This is a genomic window from Enterocloster sp. (genome assembly GCF_057861365.1).
In genome coordinates this window covers 204,097-223,073 of record NZ_DBMACH010000006.1, presented here as the reverse complement: position 1 = coordinate 223,073, position 18,977 = coordinate 204,097, and the positions used below count along the sequence as shown (strand labels likewise).

The 18,977-nt window shown below is 45.1% G+C and carries 20 protein-coding genes and 3 pseudogenes; 13 read left to right on the top strand and 10 right to left on the bottom strand.

All coding sequences use genetic code 11. The features are described 5' to 3' along the window. Positions 1-276 precede the first annotated feature (276 nt). Positions 277-762: pseudogene (locus ACZM6M_RS08830) on the bottom strand (site-specific integrase); the annotation flags it as partial. A gap of 138 nt (positions 763-900) precedes the next feature. Here ACZM6M_RS08830 and ACZM6M_RS08825 point away from each other — a divergent pair. From ACZM6M_RS08825 to yaaA, 10 genes and pseudogenes are all read left to right on the top strand, one after another. Continuing rightward, positions 901-984, top strand: a pseudogene (locus ACZM6M_RS08825) (Maff2 family mobile element protein); the annotation flags it as partial. Positions 985-1,262: 278 nt separating this feature from the next. Continuing rightward, positions 1,263-2,309 (top strand): Fic family protein, encoded by a 1,047-nt coding sequence (locus ACZM6M_RS08820; protein ID WP_489490144.1) that lies wholly within the window; start codon positions 1,263-1,265, stop codon positions 2,307-2,309. Positions 2,310-2,411: 102 nt separating this feature from the next. After that, the gene (gene mobC, locus ACZM6M_RS08815) at positions 2,412-2,588 is read left to right on the top strand and encodes a plasmid mobilization relaxosome protein MobC (RefSeq protein WP_445292998.1); all 177 of its coding nucleotides are present in this window, start codon (positions 2,412-2,414) and stop codon (positions 2,586-2,588) included. A gap of 108 nt (positions 2,589-2,696) precedes the next feature. Beyond that, positions 2,697-2,990: a hypothetical protein gene (locus tag ACZM6M_RS08810; protein WP_066543375.1), complete on the top strand. Its 294-nt coding sequence runs from the start codon at positions 2,697-2,699 to the stop codon at positions 2,988-2,990. Positions 2,991-3,069: 79 nt separating this feature from the next. Next, entirely contained in the window at positions 3,070-3,315 is a 246-nt protein-coding gene (locus tag ACZM6M_RS08805; RefSeq protein ID WP_489490141.1) for a hypothetical protein, read from the top strand. Between the two features lie 12 nt (positions 3,316-3,327). Beyond that, positions 3,328-4,173, top strand: a pseudogene (locus ACZM6M_RS08800) (relaxase/mobilization nuclease domain-containing protein); the annotation flags it as partial. Further along, positions 4,173-4,400, top strand: a complete 228-nt coding sequence (locus ACZM6M_RS08795; protein WP_489490186.1) for a hypothetical protein — start codon at positions 4,173-4,175, stop codon at positions 4,398-4,400. The pseudogene ACZM6M_RS08800 and the gene ACZM6M_RS08795, both read left to right, overlap by 1 nt. After that, the gene (locus tag ACZM6M_RS08790; RefSeq protein ID WP_489490140.1) at positions 4,328-4,627 is read left to right on the top strand and encodes a Fic family protein; all 300 of its coding nucleotides are present in this window, start codon (positions 4,328-4,330) and stop codon (positions 4,625-4,627) included. Before ACZM6M_RS08795 ends, ACZM6M_RS08790 begins: the two co-directional genes overlap by 73 nt. A gap of 601 nt (positions 4,628-5,228) precedes the next feature. Beyond that, entirely contained in the window at positions 5,229-5,684 is a 456-nt protein-coding gene (gene bcp / locus ACZM6M_RS08785; RefSeq protein WP_066543362.1) for a thioredoxin-dependent thiol peroxidase, read from the top strand. Beyond that, positions 5,681-6,433, top strand: a complete 753-nt coding sequence (gene yaaA, locus ACZM6M_RS08780; protein ID WP_296034799.1) for a peroxide stress protein YaaA — start codon at positions 5,681-5,683, stop codon at positions 6,431-6,433. Before bcp ends, yaaA begins: the two co-directional genes overlap by 4 nt. A gap of 2 nt (positions 6,434-6,435) precedes the next feature. Here the strand turns inward: yaaA and ACZM6M_RS08775 are convergent, their stop codons facing one another. Beyond that, entirely contained in the window at positions 6,436-7,314 is an 879-nt protein-coding gene (locus tag ACZM6M_RS08775) for a DUF3881 family protein (protein ID WP_337434408.1), read from the bottom strand. A 161-nt stretch (positions 7,315-7,475) separates the two neighbouring features. Here ACZM6M_RS08775 and ACZM6M_RS08770 point away from each other — a divergent pair, with 161 nt between their 5' ends. After that, entirely contained in the window at positions 7,476-8,519 is a 1,044-nt protein-coding gene (locus ACZM6M_RS08770; RefSeq protein WP_337434510.1) for a ribonucleotide-diphosphate reductase subunit beta, read from the top strand. An 18-nt stretch (positions 8,520-8,537) separates the two neighbouring features. Further along, positions 8,538-10,787: a ribonucleoside-diphosphate reductase subunit alpha gene (locus ACZM6M_RS08765; RefSeq protein ID WP_489490138.1), complete on the top strand. Its 2,250-nt coding sequence runs from the start codon at positions 8,538-8,540 to the stop codon at positions 10,785-10,787. On the opposite strand, the gene ACZM6M_RS08760 is transcribed toward ACZM6M_RS08765, so the two are convergent. From ACZM6M_RS08760 to ACZM6M_RS08745, 4 genes are all read right to left on the bottom strand, one after another. Continuing rightward, positions 10,784-12,085, bottom strand: coding sequence for a TRAP transporter large permease (locus ACZM6M_RS08760; RefSeq protein WP_337434409.1), 1,302 nt, complete (start codon positions 12,083-12,085; stop codon positions 10,784-10,786). The genes ACZM6M_RS08765 and ACZM6M_RS08760 overlap by 4 nt on opposite strands. Further along, positions 12,082-12,585 carry a TRAP transporter small permease gene (locus tag ACZM6M_RS08755; RefSeq protein WP_337434410.1) on the bottom strand — a complete coding sequence of 168 codons (504 nt, stop codon included), beginning with the start codon at positions 12,583-12,585 and terminating at the stop codon, positions 12,082-12,084. Before ACZM6M_RS08755 ends, ACZM6M_RS08760 begins: the two co-directional genes overlap by 4 nt. A 10-nt stretch (positions 12,586-12,595) precedes the next feature. Further along, complete coding sequence (locus tag ACZM6M_RS08750; protein ID WP_066543349.1) at positions 12,596-13,618, bottom strand: TRAP transporter substrate-binding protein; 1,023 nt, start codon at positions 13,616-13,618, stop codon at positions 12,596-12,598. A 61-nt stretch (positions 13,619-13,679) separates the two neighbouring features. Further along, positions 13,680-16,184: a glycoside hydrolase family 31 protein gene (locus tag ACZM6M_RS08745; RefSeq protein ID WP_066543344.1), complete on the bottom strand. Its 2,505-nt coding sequence runs from the start codon at positions 16,182-16,184 to the stop codon at positions 13,680-13,682. A 257-nt stretch (positions 16,185-16,441) separates the two neighbouring features. On the opposite strand from ACZM6M_RS08745, the gene ACZM6M_RS08740 reads away from it, so the two are divergent. Then, on the top strand, positions 16,442-17,281 hold the full coding sequence (locus ACZM6M_RS08740) for a helix-turn-helix transcriptional regulator (RefSeq protein WP_489490136.1): 840 nt from the start codon (positions 16,442-16,444) through the stop codon (positions 17,279-17,281). A gap of 28 nt (positions 17,282-17,309) precedes the next feature. On the opposite strand, the gene ACZM6M_RS08735 is transcribed toward ACZM6M_RS08740, so the two are convergent. From ACZM6M_RS08735 to ACZM6M_RS08720, 4 genes are read right to left on the bottom strand one after another with little or no spacing between them, the layout of a single operon-like run. After that, positions 17,310-17,507 (bottom strand): PspC domain-containing protein, encoded by a 198-nt coding sequence (locus ACZM6M_RS08735; protein ID WP_066543333.1) that lies wholly within the window; start codon positions 17,505-17,507, stop codon positions 17,310-17,312. Positions 17,508-17,555: 48 nt separating this feature from the next. Beyond that, positions 17,556-17,717 carry a hypothetical protein gene (locus tag ACZM6M_RS08730; protein WP_337434411.1) on the bottom strand — a complete coding sequence of 54 codons (162 nt, stop codon included), beginning with the start codon at positions 17,715-17,717 and terminating at the stop codon, positions 17,556-17,558. Further along, positions 17,714-18,514: a DUF1700 domain-containing protein gene (locus ACZM6M_RS08725; protein WP_337434412.1), complete on the bottom strand. Its 801-nt coding sequence runs from the start codon at positions 18,512-18,514 to the stop codon at positions 17,714-17,716. Before ACZM6M_RS08725 ends, ACZM6M_RS08730 begins: the two co-directional genes overlap by 4 nt. After that, a complete protein-coding gene (locus ACZM6M_RS08720) occupies positions 18,511-18,831 on the bottom strand; it encodes a PadR family transcriptional regulator (RefSeq protein ID WP_066543329.1) in 321 nt (106 codons plus the stop codon). Before ACZM6M_RS08720 ends, ACZM6M_RS08725 begins: the two co-directional genes overlap by 4 nt. Positions 18,832-18,977: the final 146 nt, after the last annotated feature.

Here is an 18,977-nt window from a genome sequence, read left to right as displayed (position 1 = left end):
GTCTTTGGAAAGTGGAGACTATGAGAAAATCTCTGTAAATTAGATTCTTCTATGATAATGAAGGGTGAAAAGCTTACAAATCAGGCTTTTCACCCTTGTTTTATATATAACAGTTACTGCCAGGCATGTCTCTTTGCACAATAAATACACTTGTCACAGCTATTTGCAATTGTCTTAGGCATATCACCGCCTTCGACATAATCTGGATTATTAATGCGTAATGGACAGGTTTTGACCCCACCAATCTCGGCGGGAATAGGACAACGTCCGTCCATTTTCATAAAATTCTTCATCCAGCTTCTTTGCATTAAGCCGTCTGTCTTCATCCACGATTTCAGAGTAAACATCTGTTACCATTTCTGCTTCGGCGTGACCTGTATCTCCCTGAACAGACTTAATATCGCCATGTGTCATTTTGAGCTTATATTTTGTGCTTAAATGGCGTAGGCTGTGAAAAACAACAACTTCAAAATTGTGTTCCTCACACAGCGTTGTAAATCTGACCCGAACAATGCGGATTTCTACGGGATTTCCATTTTCAAGAGCAATAACGAGGTTATAATCGTTATAGGCACTTCCTAAAAACTCTTTCAATTCCTGCTGGTCTTTCTTGTATTGAACCAATAATTGAGCAAGCGTTGTCGGCAGCCATACGGTACGATTACTTGTTTCCGTTTTTGGGGTCTTTAACACCAGCCTTGTAGTACAGTGGGGCTTCTGGGTTGGGAAAATTTTAATAATATCTTTTTCTTTCAGCTTTTCATTTTAATCTCAAACCCATCCCGGAGGTGGAACAGGTCACTGCCTGACTTGTCCTGCCGGGACGGTTCTCTTAATAACACCATATAGATTTTTTGTACGCCGCCGCCCGCCATCGAGCAGAACGTTTACTCCTAATTGGGGATAAAACAGCTCATGGTCGGTGGTGGCGTGGCTCTCATAGGTATCACGCTGGTACATCTGCTTTCTGGACTCTTCGGTTAAGTCCAAAACTGCTGTCGGAGTAGAAAATCCGACCGGGTGGCGAAAGTCACCTGTTACATAGCCAGAATTGACTGGTCATCAGTTCTGGCCATTTTTCTGTTCTTCTCTGATTTCAGATACAATGTGATGAATAAAGCGCCGGAAATGAGAGTATACTATCCCTTATCAAAGCATGTTCCCCTTATTTTTGAAAAGAAATAAAGGGAATTTTTATTTAAGGTAATTGACTATCCATTAAAATTGAATATAATATAAGGGAAAGAACGGAGGTTAAGGGAATGAGAGATTTTAACTACTCAACAATCCGGGAGCAGAAATGGGATTCTGAGATTCTGGGGCTTATCGCCGCAATCTATAAGGAAGCTGGAAAACAGGAGCTTTACCTGAAGCAGCGCCCGGATGAATTAGAGAAGCTGGTTGAGATTGCAAAGATTCAGAGTACAGAGGCATCCAATGCCATTGAGGGTATTGTTACCACCAATACACGAATCCGGCAGTTGGTTGAGGAGAAAACGACTCCCAGGAACAAAGATGAGCAGGAAATTGCGGGATACCGCGATGTACTTTCTATTATTCACGAAAGCTTTGATGCCATTCCTCTGACAAGAAACTACATCCTGCAGCTTCACAAGATTATGTACAGCCATATGAATAATCCAATGGCCGGACAGATAAAGAATGTCCAGAATTATATCAGCGCCACTTATCCGGATGGTCATACTGAAATTCTTTTCACTCCCCTCGCGCCTTTCGAAACGCCGAAGGCATTGGATCGGATTTGTGAAGAGTACAACAGGGTAATCGGAAATATGGAACTGGAGCCCTTGATTGCAGTTCCGGTTTTCATCCACGATTTCCTATGTATCCATCCCTTTAATGATGGAAACGGGAGAATGAGCCGTCTGCTGACTACACTGCTTTTGTATCGCTCTGGGTTCTACGTTGGCAAATACATTTCTCTGGAAGCCAAGATCGCGAAAAACAAGGATTTGTACTATGAGGCACTAAGCCGTTCGCAGCATGGCTGGCACGAAGGAACCGAGGATGCAGTTCCATTCATCAAATATTTGCTGGGTACCATTCTGGCTGCATATAAGGACTTTGGAGATCGGTTTGCTATCGTGGAGGAGAAACTTCCTGCCATTGATATGGTCCGAAAAGCCACCCTGAATAAAATCGGTCGTTTTACGAAGCAGGATATCAGGGAGCAGTGTCCATCACTGAGTCTTAGTTCTGTTGAAGGTGCACTGAGAAAATTGGTTGCAGCCGGTGAATTAAAACGCGAAGGTACGGGAAAATCTACTTGTTATATTCGTTTGAAATAGCATAGAAGAGAGGTTGACAAACTGAATACATTTACATAGCTGGAACTGACTGATCATCAGCTCTGGCTATTTTTTTATGCCCTTCTCCAGCTGTAGGTGCACATGCGGTCTCGAGAAGGGCTTCTCCGTTACTGCAGCAACAACCTGAATCAGTACGCAAAACGAGCCAATGAGACCGGCTCCATCTATACGGAGGATATCAAAGATTTGCAGAACAGGCAGAACGAGATCCGGGAAATTACGAAGGAGATCCTTGCCAGACTGGCAACGATCCAGTAAAAACGGTGTGGCAGGTATGCTGTCACACCGGATACATAAGCGACATCTTTGACATGAAATCAATCGCTTCATAAATTATCATTAGAACCGACAATGGAGGACGTATATATGTGGTTGATCAAACTCCCGTTTAGAATAATCGCACTGCCGATTATGGCAATCGTCGCTGTATTCTCAATTTTTTACTCCCTTGCATTGAACCTTTCCGCAATGGTCGTCGGCCTTTTATATCTGGTGCTGGTCGTCTGCATTGTGATGCTTTTGTTTCAACACGTCTGGATCTATGCTGCACTGGTTTTTGGATTTGCAGTTCTGGTGTTCCGGGCAGTGATGTTTGCTGAAATGATCTCTTTGGGACTGGAAGCGCTGACGGGCAAGCTTTTGCAATTCATTTTTTCATAATAGTTTATAACATACCGGACCTGGGAAATAAAAAAACTCCTCAGGTCTTTTCTTATGCCAAAATTCGAGAAAGGAGCAGATGACCACGGTAGCAACAAGACTCATTCCCCTGCATGTAAACAAGAGGAAAACCATTGCTCAGAGTCTGGGTGACAGAATGGATTATGCAAAGAATCCGGAAAAGACCGAAAAGGGCGAACTGGTCACCGGCTATCAGAGTGACCCGATGACCGTGGACGAAGAGTTTATGCTGTCCAAGCGTCAGTATGAGCAGATCACCGGTCGGCAGCAAAAGCATGAAGTGATCGCCTATCAGATCCGCTAGTCCTTCAAACCGGGAGAGATCACGCCGGAGGAAGCAAACCGATTGGGGCATGAGCTGGCCCTTCGGTTTACCAAAGGAAAGTATGCCTTTATCGTGGCAACGCACACGGATCGAGCCCATGTGCATAATCATATCAGCAATCGAACTCCTCAAATTGCATTATTTGATTTTAAGGCATTTTTGAATATTTCGATGCTCTTGGTTGAAAGTGAAAATGCAAAAGTTCTCCGGCAGATCATGTTGGATATTGTTATTGATTTCGTTAATCAAAGGACGGGCGGTTCGACAAAATATATCAATCAACGTGACAGGGATTTTATCAGTGCGTTTTTGCAGGAAGAAAACTATAGACGTGAATTTACTGATGCTCTTAGAGACTATGTTTCCATGGGAAATAGCAAATATGCAATTTATACGGATAAAATTTACCAAAGCATTTTTCGAGAAAAAGCCCAGGAATATAAGCAGGTTTTACATTTGTCTAAAAGAGATAGCGTCAGAGATACGATGTATTCTGAGGTCTTAGATCTAATTGCGTCTTACGAATGTGGATTAGCGGCAATGATTAAGGATCAGTCTACGCAGTTGGGAAGAAAACTAAATAACTGGGAATTGTCAGATTTGTTTTCAGCCTTTGAGTCATTACCTTTATGGAAGCCCCTGATTCTTAGAGCACGTACCAAAATGGCTAGTAGGGATATGGCTTTACGCGATGCATTTCATATGCAATTGGAAGAGTATATTAAGCCTCTGGAAGCAGAAGAATACGAGAAATTCTTAGGAGTCGCTGGCAATGAACTTGAATTGCTTATGCATGAGAATCAAGATGTACTGAAGAGATTGAAGGAGCGCAATTGATGGCCGATATACACTATATTTCAATAGATGAAGCACGGGATATTCATCTTGCAACCATTCGGAATAGTGGTGGTGGCGATTGCGGTGAACTCGACATAGGGAAACTTGAAAGTGTATTGTGTCATATTCAAAACGATAATTACTATCCCACTTTTTGGATAAGCTTTTGCATTTGTTTTATTGTTCTTGTAAATTTCACTGCTTTTGCGATGGTAATAAACGGATAGCTATTACTTTAACAGCAATGTTTTTGCTTAAAAATGGTTATATGGCAGTTGCTAATATATACTTTCGAGAAATGGAGAATATCAGTTATCATGTAGCAGCTGGACATATTGATGAAGATTTGCTTCGCAGAATTCTTGCTGCAATACTAACCTGTACATATGATTCTGATGAAGAACTAAAATTAGATATTTTTAATGCAATATCTGTGGAAGATGTTTTTTATTGATTGGAATCGAAAACTTCTTTAGAATGTAATCATGAGTAGTCAAAACCATATCGCCATCCGGCTGTACTCACTGTATAATATTGAGTAATTTAATAAGGAAATCACGTTATCATTGCTGCCTGCAGAAGACAATGGTAGCCATATGTATGAACTAGAGGTTTCGCAAAGGCTAAAGCCCCAAGGTGGCAATGCCACCATTTTGCCACCCAAAATGCGTTTGACCCAGGCAGATTTCAATTTTCTTATTCAGACACAGAAGAACATAAAAGCAAGTAAAATCAAGGCATTCACGAACATAGGGAAACATTTGGATGCCAGCAAAATAACTCCCAACTTGTACTCCTAAGCGGTAGATCGGGTGTTCAAGTCACCTCGGGAACGCTGGAAGATGACGCCGTAGTCCTTTACTTTTTGTAAGGGGGTGCGGCGTTTTTTGATTTATATGGTGAAGCTGAGCTTTCATCGAAATTTGAAGACGGAGTCAGCATGATGACAGGATGAAACAGAAATTTCACTTGTATTTCCCATAAAAACTATTTATTATATGTCCATAACCCAGTTATCGTAACAAAAATTTACCATATTTAAGGAGGATCTCACCATGCTGAACACAGGAATCAAAGCTCCCAATTTTGAACTTCCGGATCAGAACGGAACAATACACACATTAGAAGAATACAGAGGAAAGAAGGTAATCCTGTATTTTTACCCAAAGGATAACACACCAGGCTGTACCAAACAGGCCTGCGGATTTTCTGAGCGGTATCCCCAGTTTATGGAAAAGGGAACCGTTGTTTTAGGCGTGAGCAGAGATACAGTGGCTTCTCACAAGAAATTTGAAGAAAAGTACGGTCTTGTATTTACTCTGTTGTCCGATCCGGAGCGCAAGGTCATTGAGGCCTATGATGTGTGGAAGGAAAAAAAGAACTATGGAAAGGTTTCCATGGGCGTCGTCCGTACAACCTATCTGATTGATGAAAATGGAATTATCATCCGTGCAAATGATAAGGTAAAGGCTGCGGAAGATGCAGAAAAGATGTTGGGTGAGCTGGAATGAGGATCATACTGTCACCGGCTAAAAAGATGAAGGAAGATCCGGATACGCTTGCATATATGGGTCTTCCCGAATTTCTGGATCAGACGGAGGAGATTTTAGCCTGGCTTAGATCAAGAACGCAGGAGGAGCTGAAACGGCTGTGGGTCTGTAATGACCGGATCGTGGGGCAGAACGTTGAACGTCTGGCTCACATGGATCTGAGAAAAAACCTTACCCCGGCAGTGCTCTCCTATGAAGGGATCGCCTATCAGTATATGGCTCCGGCTGTATTTGAAACAGGGCAGTTTGAATATATTCAGGAGCATCTGCGCATCCTGTCGGCTTTTTACGGCGTTTTAAGGCCTATGGACGGCGTGACGCCTTACCGCCTGGAGATGCAGGCCAGGGCCGCTGTCGGCGGATATAAGGATTTGTACGCTCTGTGGGGAAACAGGCTGTATGAGGCAGTAAGAGATGAAAGTGGAATCATCCTGAATCTGGCTTCCAAAGAGTATTCCAAATGTATTGAGGTCTGTCTTTCTGAAGAAGACAGATATATCACTCCGGTCTTTTGTGAAGAAGCCGGAGGAAAGCTTGTGACAAAGGGAACCTATGCAAAAATGGCCCGCGGGGAAATGGTTCGTTTTATGGCGGAAAACCGCATAGAGGATCCGTCAGAAATCCGCAGCTTTGACCGATTGGGATATCGGTTCAGAGAGGAGCTTTCTTCCGATACAAGGTACATATTTGAGAGAGTGAAGGCGGAATAGAACTAGGCTTCAAAGCATACATTTCCCTGTATCCATACCTGGCCCTTAAAACGGCGTCCGGGAACAGGCTCTCCTAAGAGATCAGCAGCGTTGATTGCAGCTGTAAAGAGCAGGTCGTTGCATTCCAGGCCCAGAAGAAAGATTTCTTCTCCGGTAATGCGGTTGATCCTGCGGTCCACAGATAAAATATTTCCAATGACAGAATACTGGTCACACTCAATGCCGGAGGGCATAAAGCAGGTGTCTACAATGGAATAAATATCCTCTCTTGCCACACGGCGTGATACAGAGGAGAAAAGATCAATATCTTCTACGGTCAGTGTTTCGATGGCCTCTTCATCGCCCCGTTTGGCGGCTTCGATGAGACGGCTGCGTTTGCTGGCCGCTTTTTTTCGGTCTTCCGTCTGCTGGGGTGTCTTCTGGACCGGAAGAAGGATTTTTCCATGAATGGACAGAGCCGAGAGCGAAGCGCTCTTTGGAAGAACCGGCTGGCTGTTTTTAAGGCGCAGGCGGTATTCCATCGAATTTTCCATATAAAAGATCAGAGAAATCCCCACTCGGTATTCATCTAAAAGGCCTGCAAAGGTTTCACGCTCCGTATGGCGCTGGATCGAGCAGTCCGCGGTGGATGTGACCTGGCTGCTTTCTACATATGGGAAATAGTATTCCTGCTTAAAGATTCCTCTCTGGCTTAAACGTCCGGCGATGGCAACGCCCATGCCGGGAGCGGTCTGTGCCCGCAGTTCGCAGAATATTTCTCCGTCAGATTCTTTTAAAATATCAGATTTGGAAGCGTCCTTTACAAGCTTTTTTAAAAGCTTATCCAGATCCTGGCGGGAGGTATACTGGCTGAATCCGATGGTTCGCATATATTTGTGCATAATGTCACCCTCTTTCTGAAAAACCATTCAGCCCATTATAGCCTACTTTCATAGAGATTGCCAGTGTTTTTTTCAGGAAACGCAGGGAATTCAAAAAGAGGATATATTGACAGTACATGTTAAGATAATAAATATGATATTAAAAAATGAAAGGAACATCCATGGATCAGCTTACGAAAAAGCCGCTTTTTAATCCCCAGGGCGATACCAGTCTTAATGCAAGACGCATGATCGGGGGAAATACCACAAATCTGAATGATTTTAACAATATGCGTTATGCCTGGGTCAAGGACTGGTACCGTCAGGCCATGAATAATTTCTGGATTCCTGAGGAAATCAGTCTGGGACAGGATAAGAAGGATTATCCGAAGCTGGCCCCTGCGGAACGGGCCGCCTATGATAAGATTTTAAGCTTTCTGGTGTTTTTGGATTCCATCCAGACAGCCAATCTTCCCAATATTGGAGAATACATTACTGCAAATGAGATTAACCTTTGTCTGAATATACAGACCTTTCAGGAATGTATCCACAGCCAGAGCTACAGCTATATGCTGGATACGATCTGCAGTCCCATTGAGCGTGACGCTATTTTGTACCAGTGGAAGACAGATGAGCATCTTTTAAGACGCAATACCTTTATCGGGGAATGTTACAACGGATTTCAGGAGAATAAAAGCCCTGAGGCCTTTCTGCGCGTCCTGATGGCAAATTATATTCTGGAAGGAATCTATTTTTACTCCGGATTCATGTTCTTTTACAATTTGAGCCGCAATGGAAAGATGCCCGGTTCTGCGCAGGAGATCCGTTATATCAATCGGGATGAAAATACCCATCTGTGGCTGTTCAGAAACATGATCCGGGAATTAAAGCAGGAACGTCCGGAGCTGTTTACAGACGAAAATGTGAAAATGATGAAGGAACTTCTGATGGAGGGCGTCCGCCAGGAAATCCTGTGGGGGGAATATGTGATCGGGGATCGTATTTCCGGCCTCACAGCCGAAATGATCCGGGATTATATTTATTATCTGGGAAATCTCCGCTGGGTGAGCCTGGGCTTTGACCCTGTCTATGAAGGATTTGAAAAGGAGCCGGAAAATATGGCCTGGGTCAGCCAGTATTCCAATGCAAATCTGGTAAAGACGGATTTTTTTGAGGCCCGGAGCACCGCTTATGCCAAGAGCACGGCCCTGATTGATGATTTATAAAAGAAAAGGATATGATATATGGAAATGATAATGCAGATTTTTAAGGAGGATGCAGAGCTTCAGGCGCTCTTAAGAACCGTTTTAGAGGGAATATGTTCTGATTTTACGGATGAAGCGTACAGTCTTGAGCTTCTGGAGGAAAAATTCCGCAGCTTTGCCAGACCGGGAATGGAAGAGCCGGAGCTTTGGGCGGCTCTCGTAAAAGCGGCAGTGGAGCTTACCAGCGCGCAGTCTCCAAAGTGGGAGCTGATCGCAGCCAGGCTTTTGGGAGCATCCTTCAGGCGGGAGCTGTCAGGACGGCTTAAAGTGCTGGGAATCACGGATTTTTACAGCAAGCTTTGTTATCTGACAGAGGAAAAACTCTATGGGAAATACATTTTGGAACACTATACAAAGGAGGAGATACAGGAGGCGGAGACGTTTTTATGTCCGGAAAGGAATCATCTGTTTACCTATTCCGGACTGGATCTGCTGCTTAAACGCTATGTGATCCGAAGCCGCCGTCAGGAGCCGTTAGAAACGCCTCAGGAGATGTTTTTGGGAATTTCCCTCCATCTTGCCATGGAAGAGAAAAAAGACCGCCTGTACTGGGTGAGAAAGTTTTATGATATGCTCAGCCGGATGTATGTGACTATGGCTACCCCTACGCTTTCCAATGCAAGAAAGCCTTACCATCAGCTTTCTAGCTGCTTTATTGATACGGTTTCCGACAGTCTGGAGGGAATTTACAGAAGCATTGACAATTTTGCCCGCGTCAGCAAATTCGGCGGCGGCATGGGACTGTATTTCGGAAAGGTACGCGCGGCCGGAAGCAGCATCCGGGGCTTTGAAGGTGCGGCCGGAGGTGTGATCCGCTGGATCCGTCTTGTAAATGATACAGCAGTAGCCGTAGATCAGCTGGGGATGCGCCAGGGAGCCGCCGCCGTATATCTGGATGCATGGCATAGGGATCTGCCGGAATTTCTTCAGCTCCGCACCAATAACGGCGACGATCGGATGAAGGCGCATGATATTTTTCCGGCTGTATGTTATCCGGATCGGTTTTGGAGACTGGCAAAGGAAAATTTGGATGCTCCCTGGCATCTGTTCTGCCCCCATGAGATCCATGAGGTAAAGGGCTATTTTCTGGAAGATTATTTTGGGGAAGAATGGGAAACGCGCTATGAGGAATGTGTGGCAGATTCCCGGTTAAGCCGCAGAACGGTGACGGTAAAGGAGCTGGTGCGTCTGATTATCAAATCTGCGGTGGAAACGGGAACGCCCTTTGCCTTTAACCGGGACATTGTAAACCGGGCCAATCCCAACAGCCATAAAGGAATGATTTACTGCTCCAATCTCTGTACGGAAATTGCGCAGAATATGTCTCCCATGGAAACCGTCAGCCAGACGGTAGAGACTGAGGACGGCGATCCTGTGGTTGTTACCAGGGTGCGTCCGGGGGATTTTGTGGTGTGTAATCTGGCGAGCCTTTCTCTGGGAAATATTCCTTTGGAGGAGGATGGCGTGTTAGAGGATACCGTGTGGACCGCAGTCCGGGCATTGGACAATGTAATTGGCCTTAATTTTTATCCTCTTCCCTATGCAGAGCTTACAAACCATGCATACAGAAGCATCGGGCTGGGAGTTTCCGGCTATCACCATATGCTGGTAAAGCGGAGGATTAAATGGGAGAGCCGGGAGCACCTTCTGTTTGTGGACAGGCTTTTTGAACGGATCAGCCAGGCTGCCATCGAGGCCAGTGCGGATCTGGGAAAGGAAAAGGGAAGCTATCCTCTGTTTGAGGGCAGCGGCTGGCAGACCGGAACCTATTTTTCCAGACGGGGCTATACGGGAAGCCGATGGAAACAGATTGCCGCAAAGGCAGCTCAGGGAATGCGGAATGCATATCTTTTAGCCATTGCTCCTACCAGCTCAACCAGTATCCTTTCGGGAACCACAGCCGGTATTGACCCCATTATGCACCGCTTCTATCTGGAAGAAAAAAAGGGAGCCATGCTCCCAAGGGTGGCCCCGGAGCTGACTCCCGAATCATACTGGTATTATAAAAATGCCCATCTGTTAGATCAGAGCTGGAGCATAAAAGCCTGCGGCATCCGCCAGCGCCATATCGACCAGGCTCAGAGCATGAACCTGTATATCACCAACAGCTATACCTTCCGCAAGGTTTTAAACCTGTATATCCAGGCCTGGGAAGAAGGCGTAAAGACGATTTACTATGTCCGCTCCAAGTCCTTAGAGGTGGAGGAATGTGAGAGCTGCTCTTCTTAGAGCAGCCCCATCAGAGAGGGTACGCCCAGAGAAAGTACAGGGATATAGGTAACTGCCAGCAGAAGGATAAAAAGTACAATAAAGTAAGGTAGTAAAGTTTTTGCTACCTGTTCAATGCTGATTTTGCTGATACCGCAGCCTACGAAAAGGACAGATCCTACAGGCGGCGTTATATTTCCCATACACATATTAAAAATCAGCATAACACCGAACTGGATATTGCTCATTCCAAGGCTTTCTGCAATAGGAAGGAAAATCGGTGTGAAGATCAGGATTGCAGGAGTAATATCCATAAACATACCAATTACCAGCAGAATTACATTCATCAGCAGCAGGATCACATATTTGTTAGAAGAAACAGACATAATAGCCGTACTGATGGCTGCCGGGATTCCTGAATATGCCATTACAAAGGACATAGCTGAGGAGGCGGAGATCAGGAACAGGATAATGCCGCTGGTGCAGGCACTGCTTACCAGGATTTTAGAAAAACTCTTAAAGTTAATGCTTTTGTAGCAGAGAGAAAGAATCAGGCAGTACAGTACGGAAATACCTGCCCCCTCAGTTGCTGTAAAGATACCACTTACAATACCGCCAATTACGATGATAATCAGCAGAAGGCTGGGAAGAGCCTCCAGAGTAACCTTTACTGCAGTCTGCATGGATGGAAAGCCTGAGGTTGGATACTTATGTTTTTTTGCATACAAAAAAGCTACAACCATAGAACCAAGCCCCATGAGAAGTCCTGGAACATAACCGGCCATAAACAGTGTGGAAATAGATACTCCGCCTGCAACCGTGGAATATACGATAAATGCGCTGGTTGGCGGAATCAGAAGACCGGTAGGTGCGGAAGCAATATTAGCTGCCGTTGCAAAGGCTGGATCATAGCCCTCTTCCTTCTGGATCGGGTAGATGCAGCCTCCCATGGCAGAAGCTGCGGCAACAGAGGAACCGGAAAGCGCTCCAAAGAGCATATTGCCTACAATATTAGCTAAAGCCAGAGAGCCGGGACACCAGCCTACAAAAAGCTGAGCGAAGTTTACAAGGCGTTTGGCAATACCACCGTTGTTCATTATGTTTCCTGCCAGGATAAACAGCGGGATTGCAAGAAGGGAAAAGCTTTCCACACCGCTGTTCATTTTTTGCATGGTGATAAAGGTAATCTGATCCCAGGAGAGGGAGGATACCGCAGCAACAATAGAAGAAATTACAATGCCTACGGAAATGGGACAGCCAAGGAAAAGAAGGGCTGCAAATACCGCAAACAGGACGGCCGTTGTAATACCAATACTCATGACTCATTTCCTCCTTCAATTTTAATACCTGTCACATCCTCATAAAGATTGATGAGCTGTGCAATAATGATAAAAATACCTGAAACAGGAGCCATTGCATAAACCAGACTTCTTGGAATGCCAAGAAGGGCAGAATAAACCTTCTGGGCGCTCATGGCCAGCTTAAAACCGCCGATGGTGATAATAAAAATGGCAAATATAAGAATCAGGGTGTCAATGCAGATCATAAGGATCCGGCGGCCTTCTGGCTTTAAGCTTTCCTGAAGGAGTACAAGCGACATATGCTCCCTTGTACTGAATGCATAGGCAGCGCCGATAAATCCGGTCCAGATCAGGGAATAACGTACCAGCTCCTCCGTAAATGCGGCAGGGCTGTTTAAGACATAACGTGTAAATACCTGATACAGTACTAAAAACGTCATTACGGAAAGAAGAATTGTTGCAATTCTGGACAAAAGAAAAGTCATCCATTTTTTTACAGATGTTAAAAATTCTCTCATATAGCCTCTCCTATTCTGCTGAATTGATAATGTCAAGCAGGGTCTGTACACCGGGATACTGACTGCAGTAATCGGAAATCATACCTGCAGTAGCCTGACGAAACGCCTCTTTATCCACATCCTCAACAAAGGTGACATCCATGGTTTCGGACGCCTCTTTTTTTGCTTCTTCAATCGCTGTGTTCCATGCAATTTTATGGCTGTCTGTGGATTTTCTGGCTGCCTCCAGAATAATCTGCTGATCCTCGGGAGTAATGGACTTCCATACTTTGGAGCTCATAACCATAACATCCGGAATCATGGCATGCTGGTCGGAGGAAAATACTTTACAGATTTCTCCGTGCTTTCCGGTGGTGAGGGCTGTTTCGTTATTTTCTGTTCCGTCAATAATACCGGTTTGAAGAGAGGTGTACACATCTCCATAGGACATCGCCACAGGAATACCACCTAAGGCTTTTAGCATATCGGTTTGGGATTTCATATCCTGTACACGGATTTTCAGGCCTTTTAAATCTTCAGGAGTGCGGATTGCCTTATCCTTTGTATAGAAAGAACGTGCGCCGGAGGTGTAGTAGGTTAAGGTTACAAAGCCGTCATTCTCTGTGGAAAGGAAAAAGTCCTGCATGGGACGGGAATCCATTTTGTGGTAAAAATCATCGGTACTGTCAAAGATATACGGCAGCCCAAAGGTATGATACGCTTCATTGTAGGTTGCCAGTCCGGGGGCTGAGACTTTTGTCATAGAAATAACGCCGGCCATCAGCTGCTCCATATTTTCGTTCTCAGAACCAAGCTGGCCGTTTGGAAAAATCTGAACCTGAATTCTTCCATCTGTGAGTTCTTCTACATTTTGTGCAAATTCCGTCATGGCAATATGTACGGTATGAGTTTCGCTGAGCCCATGAGCCAGAGAAAGGATCATAGGATTTTCTCTGGTAGCCTCTGCGCTGGAAGCAGCGCTCTGGGAAGCACAGCCAGAAAGCCCGGCTGCTGCAATAACCAGAGCGGCGCTGATTGCTGCAAGTTTCTTCACACTAGTTACTCCTTTCATACTTAAAAATAGTGATCTGCAGTTTTTGGCTGCAATTGTAAGCTTACATACCGATCAGATCGAATTGCTCAAAGGAAACAAGAACCTGATGATCCTTTTTGGGGTTATTATATTTAATCTGAACGGATTTCAGAGTCTGGCTGTAATACCAGCCGCAGCCAGCCTCCTCAAATTTACGACGGTGAAGGAAATGTGGGAGTATTTCTCCATTAACGCTTACCCAGTAAGGGGCTTTCTCACGGTGGATCATATCCAGAGCGATGGTCTCAACGGAGGTTTCAAAGCTTCCTTCCTGTTTAAAGCCAATGACAGTACGTTCGCCTGCAGTCATGGTGATAACGGTTTTTAAGTATAGCCCTTTCTCATAATCCATGGATACGCCGTCATCTTCATAAAGTATAAAGGAACCGTCTTTGTCAGGCGCACACAGGATGGTAAGTCCTGTGACTGTTTCATTCATCAGATTCATCATCTGGTTTGATGCCATGGGGATCAAGGCGCCGCTTCGCACAAACAGAGGAATGCTTCCCAGATTTACAGGGAATTCGATGGTCTGTCCGCCCTCATATACTTCTCTTGTATAGAAGTCATAGAAGGCGCTTCCTTCGGGGAGATAGACGCTGCGGATTTTTGCGCCCTTTTCCACTACATTTGCTACCAGAAGAGAATCACCGAACATAAAGTTAATTCCGTCCTCATAGCAGGCAGGATCATTCTGGAAGGCGTAGCACATGGGTTCCATAATCGGAAGTCCTGTGGTATGGGCCCGCTCCATCAGAGAATACAGATAGGGGAACAGGCGGTAACGCAGCAGAATTGCGCTGCGGATGTAGCCGGTACAGCCGCTGTACATCCAGGGTTCGGTAACGGTGTTATCCGTATTGGTAGAATGGATGGAGAAACGGGGCTGGAAAATACCATTCTGGATCCAGCGGACTAGAAGCTCGGCTTCCGGAGCAGGGCCAAAGAAGCCTCCGATATCGCATCCCTGATTGGCTACACCGGAGAGTCCCATTCCAAGTATGGTTGCAATATTGTATTTCAGGGAATCCCAGCAGGTCAGGTTATCGCCTGCCCAGGTCTGGGCGTATTTCTGAATTCCGCAATGGCCGGAACGGCATACGATATAGGGCCGTGTGTTTTCAAAGGTTTCATGGATTGCTTCATCTGTGATATGGCACATAATATTGGACATAACAGATTTTAACTGACCGATGGTAGCGCCTTTTCCCTCAAAGGATACCCGGCAGTCCTTATCTACCATGGAATCATATTCGCAGTTATCATTCCAGATGGAGCTTGTACCATAGTCTAGCACATTTTCTTTTAACATCATTTTCCAGTTTTCACGGGTAGAGGAGCTGGTAAAGTCTGTAAACATACCTTTTCCGCCCCACCAGGTTCCGATACCCGGCTGATCACTGTCGCTGGCTTTTACAAACATGCCTTTGGCTTTCATTTCTTCCAGTCTGGGATGTACCAGCAAAATACCCGGCTTTACATTGGGAGATACGCAGACGCCTCGTTTTTTCATCTGTGCAAAGAAATCTTTAGGATTTTTAAAGCGTTTTTTGTTCCAGGTAAACACACAGCGCTTGATTCCTTCCTCTGTTTCGATGGCGCAGTAACCGGAAGAAAGCTGAAAGCCGTCTACAGGGATCCCTTCTTCTTTTGTGGTGTCAATAAATTCCGTGATGGCATCGTCACAGTTTTCTTCCAGTTCGGGATAGTACATGGAAGAACCCAGATATCCTAGGGCATACTTGGGAAGCAGGGCAGACTTTCCGGTCAGATCTGTGTAGCGCTCGACAATCTGGCTGATAGATGGTCCGGCTATGAGGAACAGGTCAATATCGCCTCCATCTGTACGGAAACGGCTGTGGGGCTTCCAGTAGTTTCGTTTTTCACGTCCCATATCAAAGTCGCATTCCCAGGTACAGTGATAGAAGTAACCGACTGCCTTTTTTGTGCCAGGGTTTAATTTGATATAAAATGGAATGTGCTTATAGAGGGAATCGGTTTCTTTGGGGTCATATCCCATGGAGTCTCCGGGGCTCATTACCATAAATTTCTGAGCCTTATTAAATTCGCCGCTTTTTTCGCCGAAACCAAAAAAGCAGTCCTGAGCATTGATCTCACTTGTATGGATCCGGCGGTGGTTTGAATCCTCCAGATAGGCAAGATCCGGGATATCCGCATGAATCTGTGAGCCTTCACGGTCATATACACAGATTCGGAAAGGATCCTTTTCAATCACAACCTTGAGTTCTTTACCCTGAATTACAGCCTGCACTGCGCTGTCTTCAATCAGTTCAGCTTCTGCCGGTGCTACACGCTTTCTGTAATGCTTCATAAAGCCGTCCATTCTGTCTTCCCAGGCAGTCATTACCAGACTGTAGGATTCTTCGCAAAAATCGCCATCAAATCCTGCTCTGATTCTCAGAATATGATCTGTAAGAAAGAGAAGGCGGATTTCTATGCAGTTGGTGGAAATGCAGAAAACAGAGCCCTTCTTTGTTACATTGCCGGCATTCATACATACCTTCATCAATGAGTTCCTCCTGTTTGTAAAATGTATACTTTCGATCGGTTCTGTGGTAATATGATAATAAAACAGAATCGGCAAAACCAGACGAATATTGCAGTATATTGTAATAAATTTTACATTTCTTGCGTTTTTTTGTGTGGATGAAATAAAAAAAGAGAAAAGGATATAGAAAGTCAATAAAAATTATGGTGAAAATGTAAGCACTTACAACAAAAGACATAACTTAAATAAATGCAAAGGAGGAGGGAGTAGTAAAAATGATCGATCAGGCAGGCATCATGATGGCTCAGGGGGCTTTAATTGCCAGTGAACGTATCATAGGAGTCAATGATAATATGGCACAGTCCCATTATCATGAATATTTTGAGCTGTATTATCTTGAAACAGGAGAACGGTTTCATATGGTACAGGACCGGTGCTATAAAATGACAGCCGGTGAATTTATTATTTTCCCACCCTATGTAATGCACTATTCATATGGCGAAAAAGATATGCCATTCAAAAGGCTGGTGTTGTATTTCAGACAGGAGGAACTGGGATCAGATGAGATATTCAGAGAGCTTTGCAGAGAACGGGGAATTTGCCGTCTGGATACAAAGAAGCGTACACAAATTCACCGGATTATGGAGCAGCTGTTGGAGGAGCAGAAGGATCCGGGACGTTTTACGGTAAGTTATCGCAAAGCTCTTTTAAATTTGCTTGCAGCTGTAATTGTCAGGGCAGATCTGCCTCCGGTCAGACAGGAGAAACGAAGCCAGATTAATGAAATAATAAGTTATATTCACAGTCATTATTATGAAGATTTAAAGCTGGAGTGCCTTGCGCAGCAGTTTTATATCAGCCCCTGGTATCTTTGCAGGGAGTTCAAGCGCTATACAAACAGCACACTGGTTAATTATATTAATGTAACCCGTATTATGAATGCTCAGAGGAGTTTTATGGAAACGGATAAAAATGTGACTCAGATTAGCCAGGAAGTAGGATTTTCAAGTCTGACTCACTTTAACCGGGTATTTAAAGCTGTAACAGGAACCACTCCTTCTGAGTACAAAAGACAGTTTCGTACCTATAAAGCTAAAACAGCCGATTCCCGGTAGCATATGAGCCCGGAATCGGCTGTTTCGCCTAGCGGATATTATTATCAGCCGGTATGATAATTGCGGCAATCACATAGGCAGCAACTCCTGCGCCTATGGTAACGCAGGTGAATATAGCCCAGGCCAGGCGCACGAGGGTGGGATCAATGTCAAAATATTCTCCGATCCCGCCGCATACGCCGCTGAGCATACGGTTGGAAACAGAACGGTATAATCGTTTATTCATAATCAGAAAGACCTCCTTTGTATTGAAATGTTAAATAAAGTTTTGGGCTCAGATGCAGTCATCCAGATGCTCCATAATCCGGTGAATCCGGTGGGGACGGAATCTGGGGTAGGCGGCGCCTCCCATGGCTGCTCCGCAGGCGGATAAGAGCAGTCCGCTGAGAAGAAAAATCAGGCCTGCAATGATGCAGAAACGTATCAGTTTATTCATCTCTGTGACCTCCCTTTATGAAGCATTCCGCTGATCCAGTCAATGATCCGGCATATAAGGCGGGGAATCAGTCGGCCGTAAAACAGAAGGCAGAGGGCTAAGAGGAGAAAGCCTGCTCCCAGGGCTGCCAGCCCTGTTCCGGCGGTAAAAATTCCCTGAACCGGGTGGATAAAAAGCGATACAATTCCCAGAGGAAGGGCAAGAATTGCTGTAATAAAAGCGCCTCCGGTTAAAACACCAAGACTGATAAGGAGAGCAAAAGCAATGCCAACTATGGCTGCGGTTAATCCTGCGATACTGCCTCCGATTCCCAGAAGAAGAGGCGCTCCTACGATAAGAAGGACGATCCACAAAAGAAGCTTTAACAGGCGGCTGGTCCTGGGGCCGGAACGCTCTGCTCCCGGATGAAAGGAACTGCGGCTTTGCTGTGCCTGTCCATACGTTTGGCCTGATTCGGATCCGCAGGAAGTATACGGATGTTTGCTGCGGTCAGCTCCGGTGAAGGTATCGGTTTCACGGTGCTGTTTTGCAAGCTCATAGCCCGGATCCTTAAAGCGGGAATTTTCATAGCCGCTGTCTGTAAATTCTCCTGTCTCATCCGGATTACTTAAAAGACTGGTCCGGATAATCGCTGCGATCCGTTCCGGGCTTCCAAGCTCATTTGTGATATCGGTTTCATATCCAAATCCGGCCTCATCAAGATAATTTTCATAGTAATCCAGAGCGTCTGTTCGATCTTCATCGCTTATATCCTGAAGCAGATAGGAAAGCTGTTTCATAAACTGTTCTCGATTCAAGAGTCCCCCTCCTTTATGATGTGGGAAATCTTCTGGGAGTAGACTGCCCATTCTCTTTGGTAGAGCTGCAGCTGCAGCCGTCCCTGTTCTGTGAGCCGGTAATACCGGCGGTTTCTGCCGTCAATCGCCCGGTCGTAGACCTCCAGGCAGTCATCCTTCTGCAGACGCCGAAGCACCGGATACAAGGTAGATTCTGATATGTCAATGGCCTCGCGGACCTGTTGGGTGATCCGGTAGCCATAGGTTCCTTCCTTTTCCCGTGAAACGGCAGCCAGTACAATGGCATCCAGAAGGGCAGATCCGGTGTTGAATACCATAAGCATCCCCTCCGTGTGTTGGCGGCATGAAAATGTATGATCTGCCGCTGTGAATGATTACATCAATATTATATGATGTATAATATTATATGTCAATAAAAGAAAATCCAAAGAAAAAGGAAATGTTTGTTATTTTTTCTTAAACT